Origin of the sequence: Neorhizobium puerariae (assembly GCF_042429745.1) — a bacterium.
Taxonomy (GTDB): domain Bacteria; phylum Pseudomonadota; class Alphaproteobacteria; order Rhizobiales; family Rhizobiaceae; genus Neorhizobium; species Neorhizobium puerariae.
On record NZ_JBHMAA010000077.1, the window covers coordinates 74,161 to 87,737 of the forward strand.

The window sequence follows — 13,577 nt, forward strand, 5'->3', positions numbered from 1 at the left end:
GCGGCGGAAAGAGCGGTCAAACGACAATGTTCACGATCCTCTGTGGGACAACGATGATCTTTTTCGGCGCCCGGCCTTCAAGAGCCGCTTTCACCGCATCGAGCGTCAGAACCGCAGCTTCGACCGCACTTTGATCCGCGTCGCGCGCGATTGTCAATTCGGCTCGTTTCTTGCCGTTGATCTGAACCGGCAGCGTGACGTCGTTCTCGACGACCAGCGCTTCGTCATGCTTGGGCCATGCCGCGTTGGCAAGCAGTTCCTTGTTGCCGAGCACGGCCCAGCATTCCTCCGCCAGATGAGGTGTCATCGGCGCGACGATCTGGATGAGGATTTCCGCTGCGTTGCGGACGGCGGCAGAATAGGCAGTGTCAGTCTCTCCGGCAGCGACCTTGGCGAGCGGAGCAGCCAGGGCATTCACCAGCTCATAGATGCGCGCGACAGCCTTGTTGAAGGAGAGTTTATCGTAATCTCCCTGAACCGCCTTCAGCGTCCGGTGGGCAAGCTGGGAGATCGCGAGAGCTTCGCCCTTCGTGGCCGGAGCCGGCGCGGCCTTCGCCAGATTGTCAGCCGCCTCGGAAATCAGCCTCCAGAGGCGCTGCGTGAAACGGTGGGCGCCTTCGACGCCGGCTTCGGACCAGATGACGTCGCGGTCGGGCGGCGAGTCGGACAATACGAAGAAGCGTGCGGTATCGGCGCCGTAGGAAGCAATGATGTCGTCGGGGTCCACGACGTTCTTCTTCGACTTGGACATCTTCTCGATGGAGCCGATCGTCACGTCTTCTCCGGTCAGGAGCAGGGTTGCACGGCGCTTGCCGTCAATTTCCTCGATGCGGATGTCGGCCGGCGAGACCCATTCGCCGTTCGGGCCGGAGCCGCGGCGATAGGTTTCATGCACCACCATGCCCTGCGTGAAGAGACCTTTGAAGGGTTCTTTCACGTCCACATGGCCCGTTTCGCGCATGGCGCGGGTGAAGAAACGCGAATAGAGCAGGTGCAGGATAGCGTGTTCGATACCGCCGATATACTGGTCGACCGGCAGCCAGCGATTGGCCGCGGCCGGATCGGTCGGTTCGTTCTCCCACGGCGCGGTGAAGCGCGTGAAATACCAGCTCGAATCGACGAACGTATCCATCGTGTCCGTCTCACGGCGTGCGTCCTTTCCGCAATTCGGGCAAGCAACATGCCGCCAGGTCGGATGACGGTCGAGCGGATTGCCCGGCTGGTCGAAGGTCACGTCGTCCGGCAGGCGCACCGGCAAATCCTTCTTCGGCACCGGTATGACGCCGCAGTCGTCGCAGTGGATGACCGGGATCGGGCAGCCCCAATAACGCTGGCGGGAAATGCCCCAGTCGCGCAGGCGGAAATTCACCTTGCGCTCCGCCTGCGGCATGTTGCCGAGCGATGCGCTGGACAATTGTGCGGCGACGACCTCGAACGCTTCCTCAGTCGTCTTGCCGTCCAGGAAGCGGGAGTTGATCATCACGCCGTCATCGACATAGGCGGTGTCGCCGACGGTAAAGGTCGACGGATCGCCATCCCTCGGCATGACGACCGGAACGACCGGCAGACCATATTTGCGGGCGAAGTCCAGGTCGCGCTGGTCGCCGGACGGACAACCGAAAATCGCCCCCGTGCCGTATTCCATCAGCACGAAGTTCGCGACATAGACCGGCAGCTCCCAGGAGGGGTCAAGCGGATGTTTTACCCGGATGCCGGTATCCATGCCCTTTTTCTCGGCGGTTTCCAGCGCAGCGAGCGATGTACCCTGCCGGCGGCATTCCTCGGCAAAGGCTTCGATAGCCGGATTCGATGCCGCGACCGCCTTGGCCAGCGGATGATCGGCGGCAATCGCCAGGAAGGAGGCGCCGAACAATGTGTCAGGACGGGTCGTATAGACCACGACTTCGCCCTCGCCGGCCGGTGCCGTTTGCGGCACGATTTCCCAGCGGATGGTGAGGCCTTCGGAGCGGCCGATCCAGTTCTTCTGCATCAGCCGGACTTTTTCCGGCCACTGGTCGAGCGTGTCGAGCGCGTCCAGCAGATCCTGGCTGAAGTCGGTGATCTTGAAGAACCATTGCACCAGCTCGCGCTGTTCCACCAATGCGCCGGAACGCCAGCCGCGGCCATCGATGACCTGCTCGTTGGCCAAAACGGTCTGGTCGACCGGGTCCCAATTGACTTTCGACTGCTTGCGATAGACGAGGCCCTTTTCCATCATGTCCAGGAAAAGGTGCTGCTGGCGATGGTAATAGTCGACGTCGCAGGTCGCGAACTCGCGCGACCAGTCGAGCGACAGGCCCATAGCCTTCAGCTGCGTCTTCATCGACGCGATGTTCTGGTAGGTCCAGGATTTCGGATGGACCTTGTTGTCGCGTGCCGCATTTTCCGCCGGCATGCCGAAAGCGTCCCAGCCCATGGGGTGCAGGACGTTGAAGCCGCGGGCGCGCTTGTAGCGCGCAACGACGTCGCCCATGGCGTAGTTGCGCACATGGCCCATGTGGATGCGGCCCGACGGGTAAGGGAACATCTCAAGAACGTAATATTTCTCGCGCGGATCGGTGTTGTCGGTTTCGAAAACCTTGGCCTCGTTCCACTTCTGCTGCCAGCGAGGCTCGGCATCGCGCGGATTGTAACGTTCAGTCGCCATTTCGATGATATTCCGGGAAAATCAAGATAAAGAGTCGGCGAGACCTTCACCATGAAACCCCGCAAGCGTCAAGTTTTGCGGGCCGGGAAGGGCCAAGTTTCGGACGATGTGCCCTTGGCAGAAGCTTATATGAGAGCTACTCGCTGATCTCACAAGAAAGACGGGGCGAGAATACGGAAGGTGATCATGAGCGTCGAACAGAGGCTTCAGGATGTCAGAGAGCGGATCGGGGCGGCGGAGCGCCAGGCGAAACGGCCGAAGGGATCGGTTACGCTGGTCGCGGTTTCGAAGACTTTTGATGCCGAGCATATCCGTCCGGTGATCGCGGCAGGTCAGCGCGTGTTCGGTGAAAACCGGGTTCAGGAAAGCCAGGGCAAGTGGCCGGGGCTGAAAGCCGAAACGCCGAATATCGAACTGCACCTCATCGGCCCGCTGCAATCCAACAAGGCGGCCGACGCGGTAGCGCTGTTCGATGTGATCGAGACCGTCGACCGGGAGAAGATCGCCCGGGCGCTTGCCGACGAGATGAAGAAGCAAGGCGTAACGCTCAGGCTTTACGTGCAGGTGAATACGGGGCTGGAACCGCAGAAGGCCGGCATCGAGCCGAAAAGGACGGCGGCCTTCGTGGAGTTCTGCCGCAAGGAGCTTGGGCTCACGATCGAAGGGCTGATGTGTATTCCTCCGGCGGAGGAGAATCCCGGACCGCATTTCGCCCTGCTCGCGAAGCTTGCCCGGGAAAGCGCCGTCGAAAGACTTTCCATAGGCATGTCGGGGGATTTCGAGACGGCAATCGCCTTCGGCGCGACAAGCGTGCGTGTCGGCTCGGCCATCTTCGGCGCGCGATAATAGACTTTTGTCAAATTTGTACCGCTCCTTCTAGCGCTTTCGTCGGGGTTCCCCCCTTTCTTCCCGCGCCCTAGATTGGCTGATCTAGGCTGGTTTGTGACGGGAGGTACAGATGCAGAGCCGCTTTCCCAGCGTCTATGAGGCTTGGCAGAAGGAACCGGAGGTTTTCTGGCGCGAGGCTGCCGCTGCGGTCGACTGGTTCAAGGAACCCGACAGGATCTTCGACGAGGACCAGGGCGTCTACGGGCGCTGGTTCGCCGATGGCGAGACGAACACCTGTTACAACTGCCTGGACCGGCATGTCGCTTCCAGCAGGGGTGAAAGTCTTGCCTACATCTATGACAGCGCCATGACGGGAGACAAGAAAACCTTCACCTACGATCAGGTGCTTTCGGAGGTCCAGGCGATTGCCGCCGTATTGCGCAATCATGGCGTGGAGAAGGGCGACCGGGTCATCATCTACATGCCGATGATACCCGAGGCGGTGTTTTCGATGCTCGCCTGCGCGCGGCTCGGCGCGATCCATTCGGTGGTTTTCGGAGGATTTGCGGCTCACGAACTTGCAGCGCGCCTCGACGATTCCAAGGCGAAGGTGGTGATCAGCGCAAGCTGTGGCCTGGAACCCGGACGGGTGGTGGCCTACAAGCCGCTTCTGGACCAGGCCGTCGACATGGCGAAGGTGAAGCCGGATTATTGCCTGATCCTGCAGCGCGACCAGCTGCATGCCCCCCTGCGCTACGAACATGGCGACCGGAATTTCGCCGAGGCGATCGAGGCGGAAAAGGTCAACGGCACCCAGGTACCCTGCGTACCGTTGAAGGCAACCGATCCGCTCTACATCCTCTATACATCGGGAACCACCGGGCAGCCGAAGGGCGTGGTACGCGACAACGGCGGACATATGGTGGCCTTGCGGTGGAGCATGGAGAACATCTACGGGCTGAAGCCGGGCGATGTTCTCTGGACCGCCTCCGACATCGGCTGGGTGGTCGGCCATTCCTATATCGTTTACGGGCCGCTATTGGCCGGCACCACGAGTGTGCTGTTCGAAGGAAAACCGGTCGGCACTCCGGACGCCGGGACTTTCTGGCGCGTCATCAACGACCACGGCGTCAAGGTTCTTTTCACTGCCCCCACTGCCTTCCGCGCGATCCGCCGGGAGGACCCGGAAGGGGAGTATATAGGCAAATACGATATCTCCACCTTGAAGGCACTGTTTCTCGCCGGGGAGAGAGCCGATCCCGAAACGCTGAAATGGGCCGAGCAGCAGCTCCGGATTCCGGTCATCGATCACTGGTGGCAGACGGAAACGGGCTGGCCGATGGCTGCGAATACGGTGGGGCTTGGCCTGATGCCGGTCAAGCACGGTTCGCCCACCCGGCCGATGCCGGGTTATGCGCTGGATGTCCTGGACGACGCCGGACACCCGCTGCCGGCTGGCACGCTCGGCAATATCGTCGTCAAGCTGCCCCTGCCGCCCGGCTGCCTGGTGAGCTTCTGGGAGGCTGACGACCGCTTCCGCAAAGCATGTCTCGAAGAGTTTCCGGGTTATTACAAGACGGCGGATGCCGGCATGGTCGATGAGGACGGTTATGTCTTCGTCATGGCCCGCACCGACGACGTCATCAACTGTGCGGGGCACAGGCTCTCGACCGGCTCGATGGAAGAAGTCTGCGCCATGCATCCGGACGTTGCCGAATGCGCCGTCATCGGGGTCGCGGACGCGCTGAAAGGCCAGGTCCCCTGCGGCTTCGTGGTGCTGAAGCACAATGTCACGCGCGACCACGGGATGATCAAGAAGGAGGTCGTGGATCTGGTCCGGAACGAGATAGGCCCGGTCGCCGCCTTCAAGACGGTGATGGTGGTCGACCGGCTGCCCAAGACCCGATCCGGAAAGATCCTGCGGGGCACGATGCAGAAGATCGCCGACGGGATGCCCTGGAAGATGCCGGCGACGATCGACGATCCGGCGATCTTTGACGAGATCACGGCGATCCTCAAGGCCAACGGTTATGCGCATGAAACAGGCGGGTTCAGGCAAACCGCCTGAGAGACGAATCAAAAAGCCTCGGAAGCGATCCGAGGCTTTTTCCGTCTGGTCCGAAGCCGCTCAGAAGCGGTCTTCGTCCTCGTCTTCTTCGCGGCGGGTGGATTTCAGCGAGCTGAGCTTCTTGAAAACCGCATCCGCGTCGATTTCGTCTTCCTCGCGTTCGCTGCGATAGCTGAAGCCGAGGTTTTCCGTCTCGGATGCCGGCTGCAGCGAGGCGCCGAGTTCGGCTGCGGTCGGCAGCGGACGGCCCTTGGAAGCCTTTTCCACTTCGAGGTCGAGATCGATCTGGCTGCAGAGGCCGAGGGTTACGGGGTCCATCGGCGTCAGATTGGCCGAGTTCCAGTGGGTGCGCTCGCGGATCTGTTCGATGGTCGACTTCGTGGTGCCGACGAGGCGGGAAATCTGTGCGTCCTTGAGTTCCGGATGGTTGCGGACCAACCAGAGGATGGCGTTGGGACGGTCCTGGCGCTTGGAAACCGGCGTATAGCGCGGGCCGCGGCGCTTCGATTCCGGTACGCGCACTTTCGGCTCGGAGAGTTTCAGCTTGTAGTTCACGTCCGCTTCGCCGCGGGCGATCTCATCGCGGGAAAGCTGACCGGTGGCTATCGGATCGAGGCCCTTGATGCCCTGTGCCGCTTCGCCGTCGGCAATCGCCTTCACTTCGAGCGGATGCAGCTTGCAGAACTGGGCGATCTGATCGAAGGAAAGTGCCGTATTGTCGACCAGCCAGACGGCAGTTGCCTTCGGCATAAGCAATTGTTGAGCCATGGATATAGTTCCTCTGTCCGTCCGCGCCGGTGTCGCGGGCCGTGGGTATCAACCACAATTTCCGGGAATTCATGTGGCTCTATAACCGGATTGGGACAGAATTGCAAATCTCCGGGCAAAATACCCCTTCGTCTAATTGTCGGGCTTGCACCACCTGTTATGAATGCGGCACATATCGCTGAAGTCGGACCTGCTTTGGCGTTTCGAATGGGAGGTATTCATGTCCGAAAAGGTTTATCCAGTGCTCAAGTCTACCAAAGCGAGAGCTTTGATCGACAAGGAAAAATACGAAAAGTGGTACGAGGAGAGCATCGAGAATCCGGACAAGTTCTGGGGCAAGCATGGCCGGCGCATCGACTGGTACAAGCCCTACACCAAGGTCAAGAACACCTCCTTCAAGGGCAAGGTTTCGATCAAGTGGTTCGAGGACGGCCTCACCAACGTTTCCTATAACTGTATCGACCGGCATCTGAAGACGCACGGGGAGCGCACCGCGCTCATCTGGGAAGGCGACAACCCTTACATTGACAAGAAGATCACCTATAATCAGCTCTACGATCAGGTCTGCCGGCTTGCGAACGTGCTGAAGAAGCATGGCGTCAAGAAGGGTGACCGCGTCACCATCTACATGCCGATGGTCCCCGAAGCGGCTTACGCGATGCTCGCCTGTGCCCGCATCGGCGCCGTGCATTCCGTGGTCTTCGGCGGCTTTTCGCCGGAAGCTCTCGCCGGGCGAATCGTCGATTGCCAGTCCACCTTCGTGATCACCTGCGACGAGGGCGTGCGCGGTGGCAAGCCGGTGCCGCTCAAGGAAAATACCGATACCGCCATTCACATCGCGGCCCGGCAATACGTGACGGTCGACAAGGTCCTGGTGGTGCGCCGCACGGGCGGCAAGACGAACTGGGCGCCGGGGCGCGACCTCTGGTATCATCAGGAGATCGCCAGTGTGAAGCCGGATTGCCCGCCGGTGAAGATGAAGGCGGAAGACCCGCTTTTCATCCTCTACACGTCCGGCTCCACCGGCAAGCCGAAGGGTGTCCTGCACACGACCGGCGGTTATCTCGTCTATGCGGCGATGACCCATGAATATGTCTTCGACTATCATGACGGCGATATCTACTGGTGCACGGCCGATGTGGGCTGGGTGACCGGCCATTCCTACATCGTCTACGGTCCGCTCGCCAACTGCGCCACGTCATTGATGTTCGAGGGCGTGCCGAATTTCCCCGACCAGGGGCGTTTCTGGGAAGTCATCGACAAGCACAAGGTCAACATCTTCTACACCGCGCCGACGGCGATCCGCTCCCTGATGGGAGCCGGGGACGATTTCGTGAAGCGTTCCTCCCGCTCCAGCCTGCGCCTGCTCGGCACGGTGGGCGAGCCGATCAACCCTGAAGCCTGGGAATGGTATTATAACGTGGTCGGCGAGCAGCGCTGCCCCGTCATCGATACCTGGTGGCAGACGGAAACCGGCGGGCATATGATCACGCCGCTGCCGGGCGCGACCGATCTGAAGCCGGGCTCGGCGACAACGCCTTTCTTCGGCATCAAGCCACAGCTCGTCGACAACGAGGGGAAGGTGCTGGAAGGGGCTGCCGACGGCAATCTGTGCATCACCGATTCCTGGCCCGGTCAGATGCGCACGGTCTATGGGGACCACGAGCGCTTCGTGCAGACTTATTTCTCGACCTACAAGGGGAAATATTTCACGGGCGACGGCTGCCGGCGTGACGAGGACGGCTACTACTGGATCACCGGCCGCGTCGACGACGTGCTCAATGTCTCCGGTCACCGCCTTGGCACGGCCGAGGTCGAATCCGCGCTCGTTTCGCACCATCTGGTGTCCGAGGCCGCGGTGGTCGGCTATCCGCACAACATCAAGGGTCAGGGCATCTATTGCTATGTCACGCTGATGGCCGGAAACGAGGGCACGGACGCGCTGCGACAGGAACTGGTCAAGCACGTTCGCCAGGAAATCGGCCCGATCGCGGCACCGGACAAGATCCAGTTCGCGCCCGGCCTGCCGAAGACCCGTTCCGGCAAGATCATGCGCCGCATCCTGCGCAAGATCGCCGAAGACGATTTCGGCTCTCTGGGCGATACCTCGACACTCGCCGATCCGGGGGTCGTGGACGATCTGATCGCCAACCGCCAGAACAAGGCGGGCTGATCACCAAAAAGGGCCGTCCGGGAAGCCGGGCGGCCTTTCAGTTCGTCTCGCAGGCGAGGCGTGGCTTGCGGCCGCCATCATAAGACTGCGCGAAACCGGCAAGAAGCAGATCGTCGGCAACGCTCCGGCCGTCGGACAGCGTGACATCGGCAACGATGCGGCCGAAATACTTGTCTCCGGAAATGCGGGTGAGCTGGATTCGGTGCGATGTCGCTGTGAGCGCCTCCAGCGCGTGTTGCGCATCGAATGCGGCCTGCCGGACGCCTACGCATTTCGAATGCAGTTCCGGCGTATCGATGCCGCGGATACGGACATAGACTTCCATCTTCTGTTGCGGCCAGGGTTGCGCCTCGACGAGCAGCGTATCGCCATCGACGATGCGCAGGATTTCGGCTGCGACCGGTCCCGATATCTCGTCGCGTGCCAGCGCCTCGGCACCGAATGCCGCAGCCAGACCAGCGAGAATCAGAAACACCTTGACCATGAAAGGAATAAATTCCGTCATCCGGTCAAAGTCAATAGGAATATTTACTTATGCCATTGAGGCGGAATGAAGCGTGAAACGGGCGCGACATTTCGGCATCCCTTTTAGAAATCGATGGCGCGTCCGTTGATTTCCCAATCGCCGAAGCGGGCGGGGTCTGCGCCGCCGCGTCCGCCGACTTCCTGCGGCATCTCCACGTTGACAGCAGCCTGCCGCCGTTCCTCGGCTTCCTTCAAGGCCCGCTGCGCCGCCGGCGACAACGGCTTCCCGGCGGCATCGCTTTCCGATGCCGTCTCGATATTGTCGTTATCTGCGTTTTGCATCTTTTGCACCACTGGATGGTTTATTGAAAACTGTGGTTGAATTGACCACATGATAGGACGTTCGCTGGCGAGGGAAAACCCCGGACGAGCCCGGCAACAGGAGAGATGACGATGAATGTGATGCGCACCGCCATGCTTCTGGCCTTCATGACGGCCCTGTTCATGGGGGTCGGGTTCCTGATCGGCGGCAAGAGCGGGATGCTGATCGCGCTTCTGATCGCTGCCGGCATGAATCTGTTTTCCTACTGGAATTCGGACAGGATGGTGCTCTCGGCCTACCACGCCCAGGAAGTCGACGGTCGCACTGCGCCGGAATTCTACAACATGATCCGGGATCTGGCGGCCAATGCCGGCCTGCCGATGCCGAAGGTCTATGTCTACGACAACCCGCAGCCGAACGCCTTTGCAACAGGCCGCAATCCGCAGAATGCCGCTGTCGCTGCATCGACCGGACTTTTGCGGCGCCTGACGCATGAGGAAGTCGCGGGCGTGATGGCGCATGAACTCGCGCATATCCAGAACCGCGATACGCTGACCATGACGATCACCGCGACGCTTGCCGGCGCGATCTCCATGCTGGGCAACTTCGCTTTCTTCCTCGGCGGCAATCGCGAGAACAACAATAATCCGCTGGGCATCGTCGGCATGCTGGTGGCGATGATCGTCGCGCCGTTTGCCGCGATGCTGGTGCAGATGGCCATCAGCCGCACACGCGAATATTCCGCCGATCGTCGCGGCGCCGAAATCTGCGGCAATCCGCTCTGGCTTGCCTCGGCGCTTGCGAAGATCGCCGGCGCGGCGCATGCCATCCCCAACTATGAGGCCGAACGTAATCCGGCCACGGCTCATATGTTCATTATCAATCCGCTCTCCGGGGAGCGTATGGACAACCTGTTCTCCACCCATCCGAACACGGAAAACCGCATTGCCGCCCTGCAGCAGATGGCGGGCGAGTTCCGGGGCGATGCCTCGACGGGCGGGTTCCGGACTGATAGACCGCAGCGCACCGCGCGCTCCGTTCCGAATACCGGAGCCAATTCCGTTTGGGGCCGCGGCTCTGATGAACCGCGCAAAGGTCCCTGGTCTTGAACGACAAGAAGAAGAAGAAAAAGCCTGCCAAACCAATGGAACATAGCCGGAAACCGGCTTCTTTCCCCGACGGTGACAACCGGGGAACCCACAAGCCGGGGCTGGAAGTCCGGGCCACTGCCGCCAAGCTTCTCGCCGCGGTCATCGACCGGAGGATTTCGCTCGACGGGATGCTCGATCCGGTTCATGGCAACCCGGCCTACAAGGCACTCAATGACGCAGACCGGGCGCTGACACGCGCCATATTGATTTCGGCGCTTCGGCATCTGCCGCGCATAGAAGCGGCTATAGCCTCCCTCATCGATACGCCCTTGCCGGAGGGTGCTCGCGCCCTCCATCATGTGCTCGTCATCGCGGCCACGCAGATCCTCTATCTCGACGTGCCCTCCCATGCGGCCGTCGACCTCGCTGTCGAGCAAGCCAACCGCGATCCGCGCAACCGACGCTTCGCCAAGCTGGTGAATGCGGTATTGCGACGGCTGGTGCGCGAAAAGGACGAGGTGCTCTTGAGGGTCGCCACCGTTTCGCCGGTGCCGACCTGGTTCCGCGAGCGTCTTGCCGCCGCCTATGGCGAAGCGGGGGCTGCGCATATCGCCGAGGCGCAGCTCGTGCCGCCGGCGATCGACCTGACGGTGAAGTCCGATCCGGCAGCCTGGGCGGAGAAGCTCGGTGGCAGGGTGCTGCCGACGGGCAGCGTGCGCCTGGGCGCCTTTGAAGGCGCGGTATCCTCGCTTGAGGGCTTTGGAGAAGGCGCATGGTGGGTGCAGGATGCCGCCGCCACCATTCCTGCCAAGCTGTTCGGCGACCTCAGGGGCAAGAGAATAGCCGACCTTTGCGCCGCGCCCGGCGGCAAGACGGCACAGCTCATCCTTGCGGGGGCGCATGTCGTGGCGGTGGAGCAATCCGCCAACCGTCTTGCCCGGCTCAAGGAAAACCTGGTTCGCCTGGGATTGGAGGCCGAGCTGGTGGGGGGCGATCTTTTCGATTTCCGGCCCGCGGAGTTGCTGGATGGCATTCTGCTCGATGCGCCCTGCTCGTCAACGGGCACGACGCGCCGGCATCCGGACGTGCTATGGACCAAGGGACCGGAGGATATCGCCAAGCTTGCGGCGCTGCAGGAAAGGATGCTGCGCCATGTGGTCACGCTGGTGAGGCCGGGCGGCATTCTGGTCTTCTCCAATTGCTCCCTCGATCCATCGGAAGGAGAAGATCTGGTGGCGCGGGTGCTCAAGGCGCATCCACGGCTGAAGCGGCTGCCCGTCGATCCGAAGGACTGGCCCGGACTGGAGGAGGCCGTTTCTCCTCTCGGCGAGTTCCGAACCACGCCAGCCATGCTGCCGGGCGATGAAAATTCTGTGGGCGGAATGGACGGGTTCTTCGCGAGCGTGCTGCAGCTCCAGTAAGGCTTTATTCACCATACGGGATCATTCTTTCGAATGATCTAAAGTGATTCTTGCCGGTCAGGCGAAGACTGAATTCCTGCGGAGTGTTCCAGATTGATGATGCGGCTCGCGGATCGCCGGAGGCTTTTCTCCTACGGCATGCGGGAAATCTGGCGCCGACTTTGCCGGCGGTCGGCCGGATTTCGCCTGGCCTTGACGTCGTCTGCCCTGCAGGTCCCCGATCGGCTGATTGTTGCGCCAACGGACCTGAGAGCGCTTGATCCATTTGTCGCGGAAGAGATTCTGGAAGGCCGCTTTCCATTGGCCGGCCGGATTCTGGAAACCTACGGCCAATCGCCTTTCTCCGTCGAACTTCCGTCGCGCGCCTTCGCCGAACGGTTGCATTCGTTCGCCTGGCTCAGGCATATCCGCACCAACAAGACGGAGGAGGCCTGTGCCCATGTGCGGCACATCGTTTCCGACTGGATTGCGCTGCACGGACGGCGTCCGAAAGGCCTGGCCTGGGAGGCGAACATCGCAGCGGAACGGGTGGTTGCCTGGCTCTCCCATTCGACTGTCGTGCTGCAGGGGGCGGAAGCGGGATTCTACCGGCGCTTCATGAAGAGCCTAGCCTATCAGGTTCGATACCTGAGAAAGATAGCCGGCTGCACGCCGGAGGGCGATACCCGGCTGAAGCTCAGGATCGCCCTCGCAATGGCGTCGATCTCCATGCCGACCCGGGCCGCCTACATTCGTCGCGAAGGCGTCCGGCTCGACCGCGAGCTGGAACGGCAGATCCTCGCGGATGGCGGCCATATATCGCGCAGCCCCCGCACCGTTCTCGACCTGCTCATCGATCTCCTGCCCCTGCGTCAGACCTATATCAATCTCGGTCACGACCTGCCGCAGAAGCTCATTCCGACCATCGATCGCATGTATCCGGCGCTTCGGTTCTTCCGCCACCAGGATGGCGATCTGGCTCTGTTCAACGGAGCGAGCTCGACACCGGCAAGCGAGTTGATGTCGGTGCTGAGATATGACGAAACTGCAGGCAAGCCGTTCAAAGCATTGCCGCACATGAACTATCACCGGCTTTCGGCGGAAGGGACCACGCTGATCGTCGATACCGGCTATCCGCTTTCGACCGAGCTCTCCCGCGGCGGGCATGCCGGTTGCCTGTCCTTCGAGATGTCGGCCGGCCGGCACCGTTTCATCGTCAATTGCGGTGCACCGAAATATGCCAGCCGAAACTACAGGCAGGTCGCCCGGTCGACGGCAGCGCATTCGACCGTAACGCTCAATGAAACCTCTTCCAGCCGCATCGTCCGGTCGCGGCTCGCCGGGCCCATCCTGATCGGCGGCGTGTCCGAGGTGGAGTTCGAGCGAAGGGATGATGCACATGGCAATGACTGGCTGCGCGCGAGCCACGACGGTTATGTTCGCGAATTCGGCTATTTCCATGAGCGGGAGATCGGCCTCAACGCCAAGGGCGACAAGATCAAGGGCCACGACCGGCTGTTCCTGCCCAATGGCGAAGGCCCCAGGAACGGGCCTTTCATAGCTGTCGCGCGTTTTCACATCCATCCGGTCGTCACGCTTTCACGGCGAGACAGGGAAAGCGTCGTCATGCGGGCTCCGGACGGGGAAACCTGGACATTCGCCTCCCCCGGCCTGGAGGTTTTCATCGAGGAGGATATCTTCTTTGCGGATGTCTCCGGTGTCAGGCCGAGCCAGCAGCTCGTGATCGAGTTTTCCCCGCCGGAGACCAGCGAGATCCGCTGGATGCTGAGGCGCGGCGATTAACGCGCATCGCGT

10 protein-coding genes are annotated in these 13,577 nt (G+C 61.4%); 6 read left to right on the forward strand and 4 right to left on the reverse strand.

Translation table 11 applies throughout. From position 1 onward, the window contains the following. Positions 1 to 16 precede the first annotated feature (16 nt). Entirely contained in the window at positions 17 to 2,647 is a 2,631-nt protein-coding gene (leuS, locus tag ACFFP0_RS31375) for a leucine--tRNA ligase (RefSeq protein ID WP_377266154.1), read from the reverse strand. 186 nt (positions 2,648 to 2,833) lie between these two features. On the opposite strand from leuS, the gene ACFFP0_RS31380 reads away from it, so the two are divergent. Beyond that, positions 2,834 to 3,493 carry a YggS family pyridoxal phosphate-dependent enzyme gene (locus ACFFP0_RS31380; RefSeq protein ID WP_377266155.1) on the forward strand — a complete coding sequence of 220 codons (660 nt, stop codon included), beginning with the start codon at positions 2,834 to 2,836 and terminating at the stop codon, positions 3,491 to 3,493. Between the two features lie 112 nt (positions 3,494 to 3,605). Continuing rightward, positions 3,606 to 5,543: a propionyl-CoA synthetase gene (locus tag ACFFP0_RS31385; protein ID WP_377266156.1), complete on the forward strand. Its 1,938-nt coding sequence runs from the start codon at positions 3,606 to 3,608 to the stop codon at positions 5,541 to 5,543. A gap of 60 nt (positions 5,544 to 5,603) precedes the next feature. Here the strand turns inward: ACFFP0_RS31385 and ACFFP0_RS31390 are convergent, their stop codons facing one another. Continuing rightward, on the reverse strand, positions 5,604 to 6,311 hold the full coding sequence (locus tag ACFFP0_RS31390) for a DUF1013 domain-containing protein (protein WP_377266157.1): 708 nt from the start codon (positions 6,309 to 6,311) through the stop codon (positions 5,604 to 5,606). Positions 6,312 to 6,531: 220 nt separating this feature from the next. Between ACFFP0_RS31390 and acs the strand changes: the two genes are divergently transcribed. Beyond that, positions 6,532 to 8,484, forward strand: a complete 1,953-nt coding sequence (gene acs, locus ACFFP0_RS31395; RefSeq protein ID WP_377266158.1) for an acetate--CoA ligase — start codon at positions 6,532 to 6,534, stop codon at positions 8,482 to 8,484. 37 nt (positions 8,485 to 8,521) lie between these two features. Here acs and ACFFP0_RS31400 read toward each other — a convergent pair whose 3' ends face one another. Both ACFFP0_RS31400 and ACFFP0_RS31405 read right to left on the reverse strand, forming a co-directional pair. After that, positions 8,522 to 8,968 carry a thermonuclease family protein gene (locus tag ACFFP0_RS31400; protein ID WP_377266159.1) on the reverse strand — a complete coding sequence of 149 codons (447 nt, stop codon included), beginning with the start codon at positions 8,966 to 8,968 and terminating at the stop codon, positions 8,522 to 8,524. Between the two features lie 104 nt (positions 8,969 to 9,072). Continuing rightward, complete coding sequence (locus ACFFP0_RS31405; protein ID WP_377266288.1) at positions 9,073 to 9,291, reverse strand: DUF1674 domain-containing protein; 219 nt, start codon at positions 9,289 to 9,291, stop codon at positions 9,073 to 9,075. A 111-nt stretch (positions 9,292 to 9,402) separates the two neighbouring features. On the opposite strand from ACFFP0_RS31405, the gene htpX reads away from it, so the two are divergent. The 3 genes from htpX (at position 9,403) to ACFFP0_RS31420 (ending at position 13,565) form a co-directional block, all read left to right on the forward strand. Next, the gene (gene htpX / locus ACFFP0_RS31410) at positions 9,403 to 10,380 is read left to right on the forward strand and encodes a zinc metalloprotease HtpX (protein ID WP_377266160.1); all 978 of its coding nucleotides are present in this window, start codon (positions 9,403 to 9,405) and stop codon (positions 10,378 to 10,380) included. A gap of 35 nt (positions 10,381 to 10,415) precedes the next feature. Next, positions 10,416 to 11,783, forward strand: coding sequence for an RsmB/NOP family class I SAM-dependent RNA methyltransferase (locus tag ACFFP0_RS31415; protein ID WP_377266161.1), 1,368 nt, complete (start codon positions 10,416 to 10,418; stop codon positions 11,781 to 11,783). A gap of 99 nt (positions 11,784 to 11,882) precedes the next feature. After that, complete coding sequence (locus ACFFP0_RS31420) at positions 11,883 to 13,565, forward strand: heparinase II/III family protein (RefSeq protein ID WP_377266289.1); 1,683 nt, start codon at positions 11,883 to 11,885, stop codon at positions 13,563 to 13,565. Positions 13,566 to 13,577 lie beyond the last annotated feature (12 nt).

What these genes read in the sequence shown, in the direction of transcription:
- leuS (WP_377266154.1), bottom strand. Translation starts at nt 2,647, where the DNA reads ATGGCGACTGAACGTTACAATCCGCGCGATGCCGAGCCTCGCTGGCAG.
- ACFFP0_RS31380 (WP_377266155.1), top strand. Translation starts at nt 2,834, where the DNA reads ATGAGCGTCGAACAGAGGCTTCAGGATGTCAGAGAGCGGATCGGGGCG.
- ACFFP0_RS31385 (WP_377266156.1), top strand. Translation starts at nt 3,606, where the DNA reads ATGCAGAGCCGCTTTCCCAGCGTCTATGAGGCTTGGCAGAAGGAACCG.
- ACFFP0_RS31390 (WP_377266157.1), bottom strand. Translation starts at nt 6,311, where the DNA reads ATGGCTCAACAATTGCTTATGCCGAAGGCAACTGCCGTCTGGCTGGTC.
- acs (WP_377266158.1), top strand. Translation starts at nt 6,532, where the DNA reads ATGTCCGAAAAGGTTTATCCAGTGCTCAAGTCTACCAAAGCGAGAGCT.
- ACFFP0_RS31400 (WP_377266159.1), bottom strand. Translation starts at nt 8,968, where the DNA reads ATGGTCAAGGTGTTTCTGATTCTCGCTGGTCTGGCTGCGGCATTCGGT.
- ACFFP0_RS31405 (WP_377266288.1), bottom strand. Translation starts at nt 9,291, where the DNA reads ATGCAAAACGCAGATAACGACAATATCGAGACGGCATCGGAAAGCGAT.
- htpX (WP_377266160.1), top strand. Translation starts at nt 9,403, where the DNA reads ATGAATGTGATGCGCACCGCCATGCTTCTGGCCTTCATGACGGCCCTG.
- ACFFP0_RS31415 (WP_377266161.1), top strand. Translation starts at nt 10,416, where the DNA reads ATGGAACATAGCCGGAAACCGGCTTCTTTCCCCGACGGTGACAACCGG.
- ACFFP0_RS31420 (WP_377266289.1), top strand. Translation starts at nt 11,883, where the DNA reads ATGCGGCTCGCGGATCGCCGGAGGCTTTTCTCCTACGGCATGCGGGAA.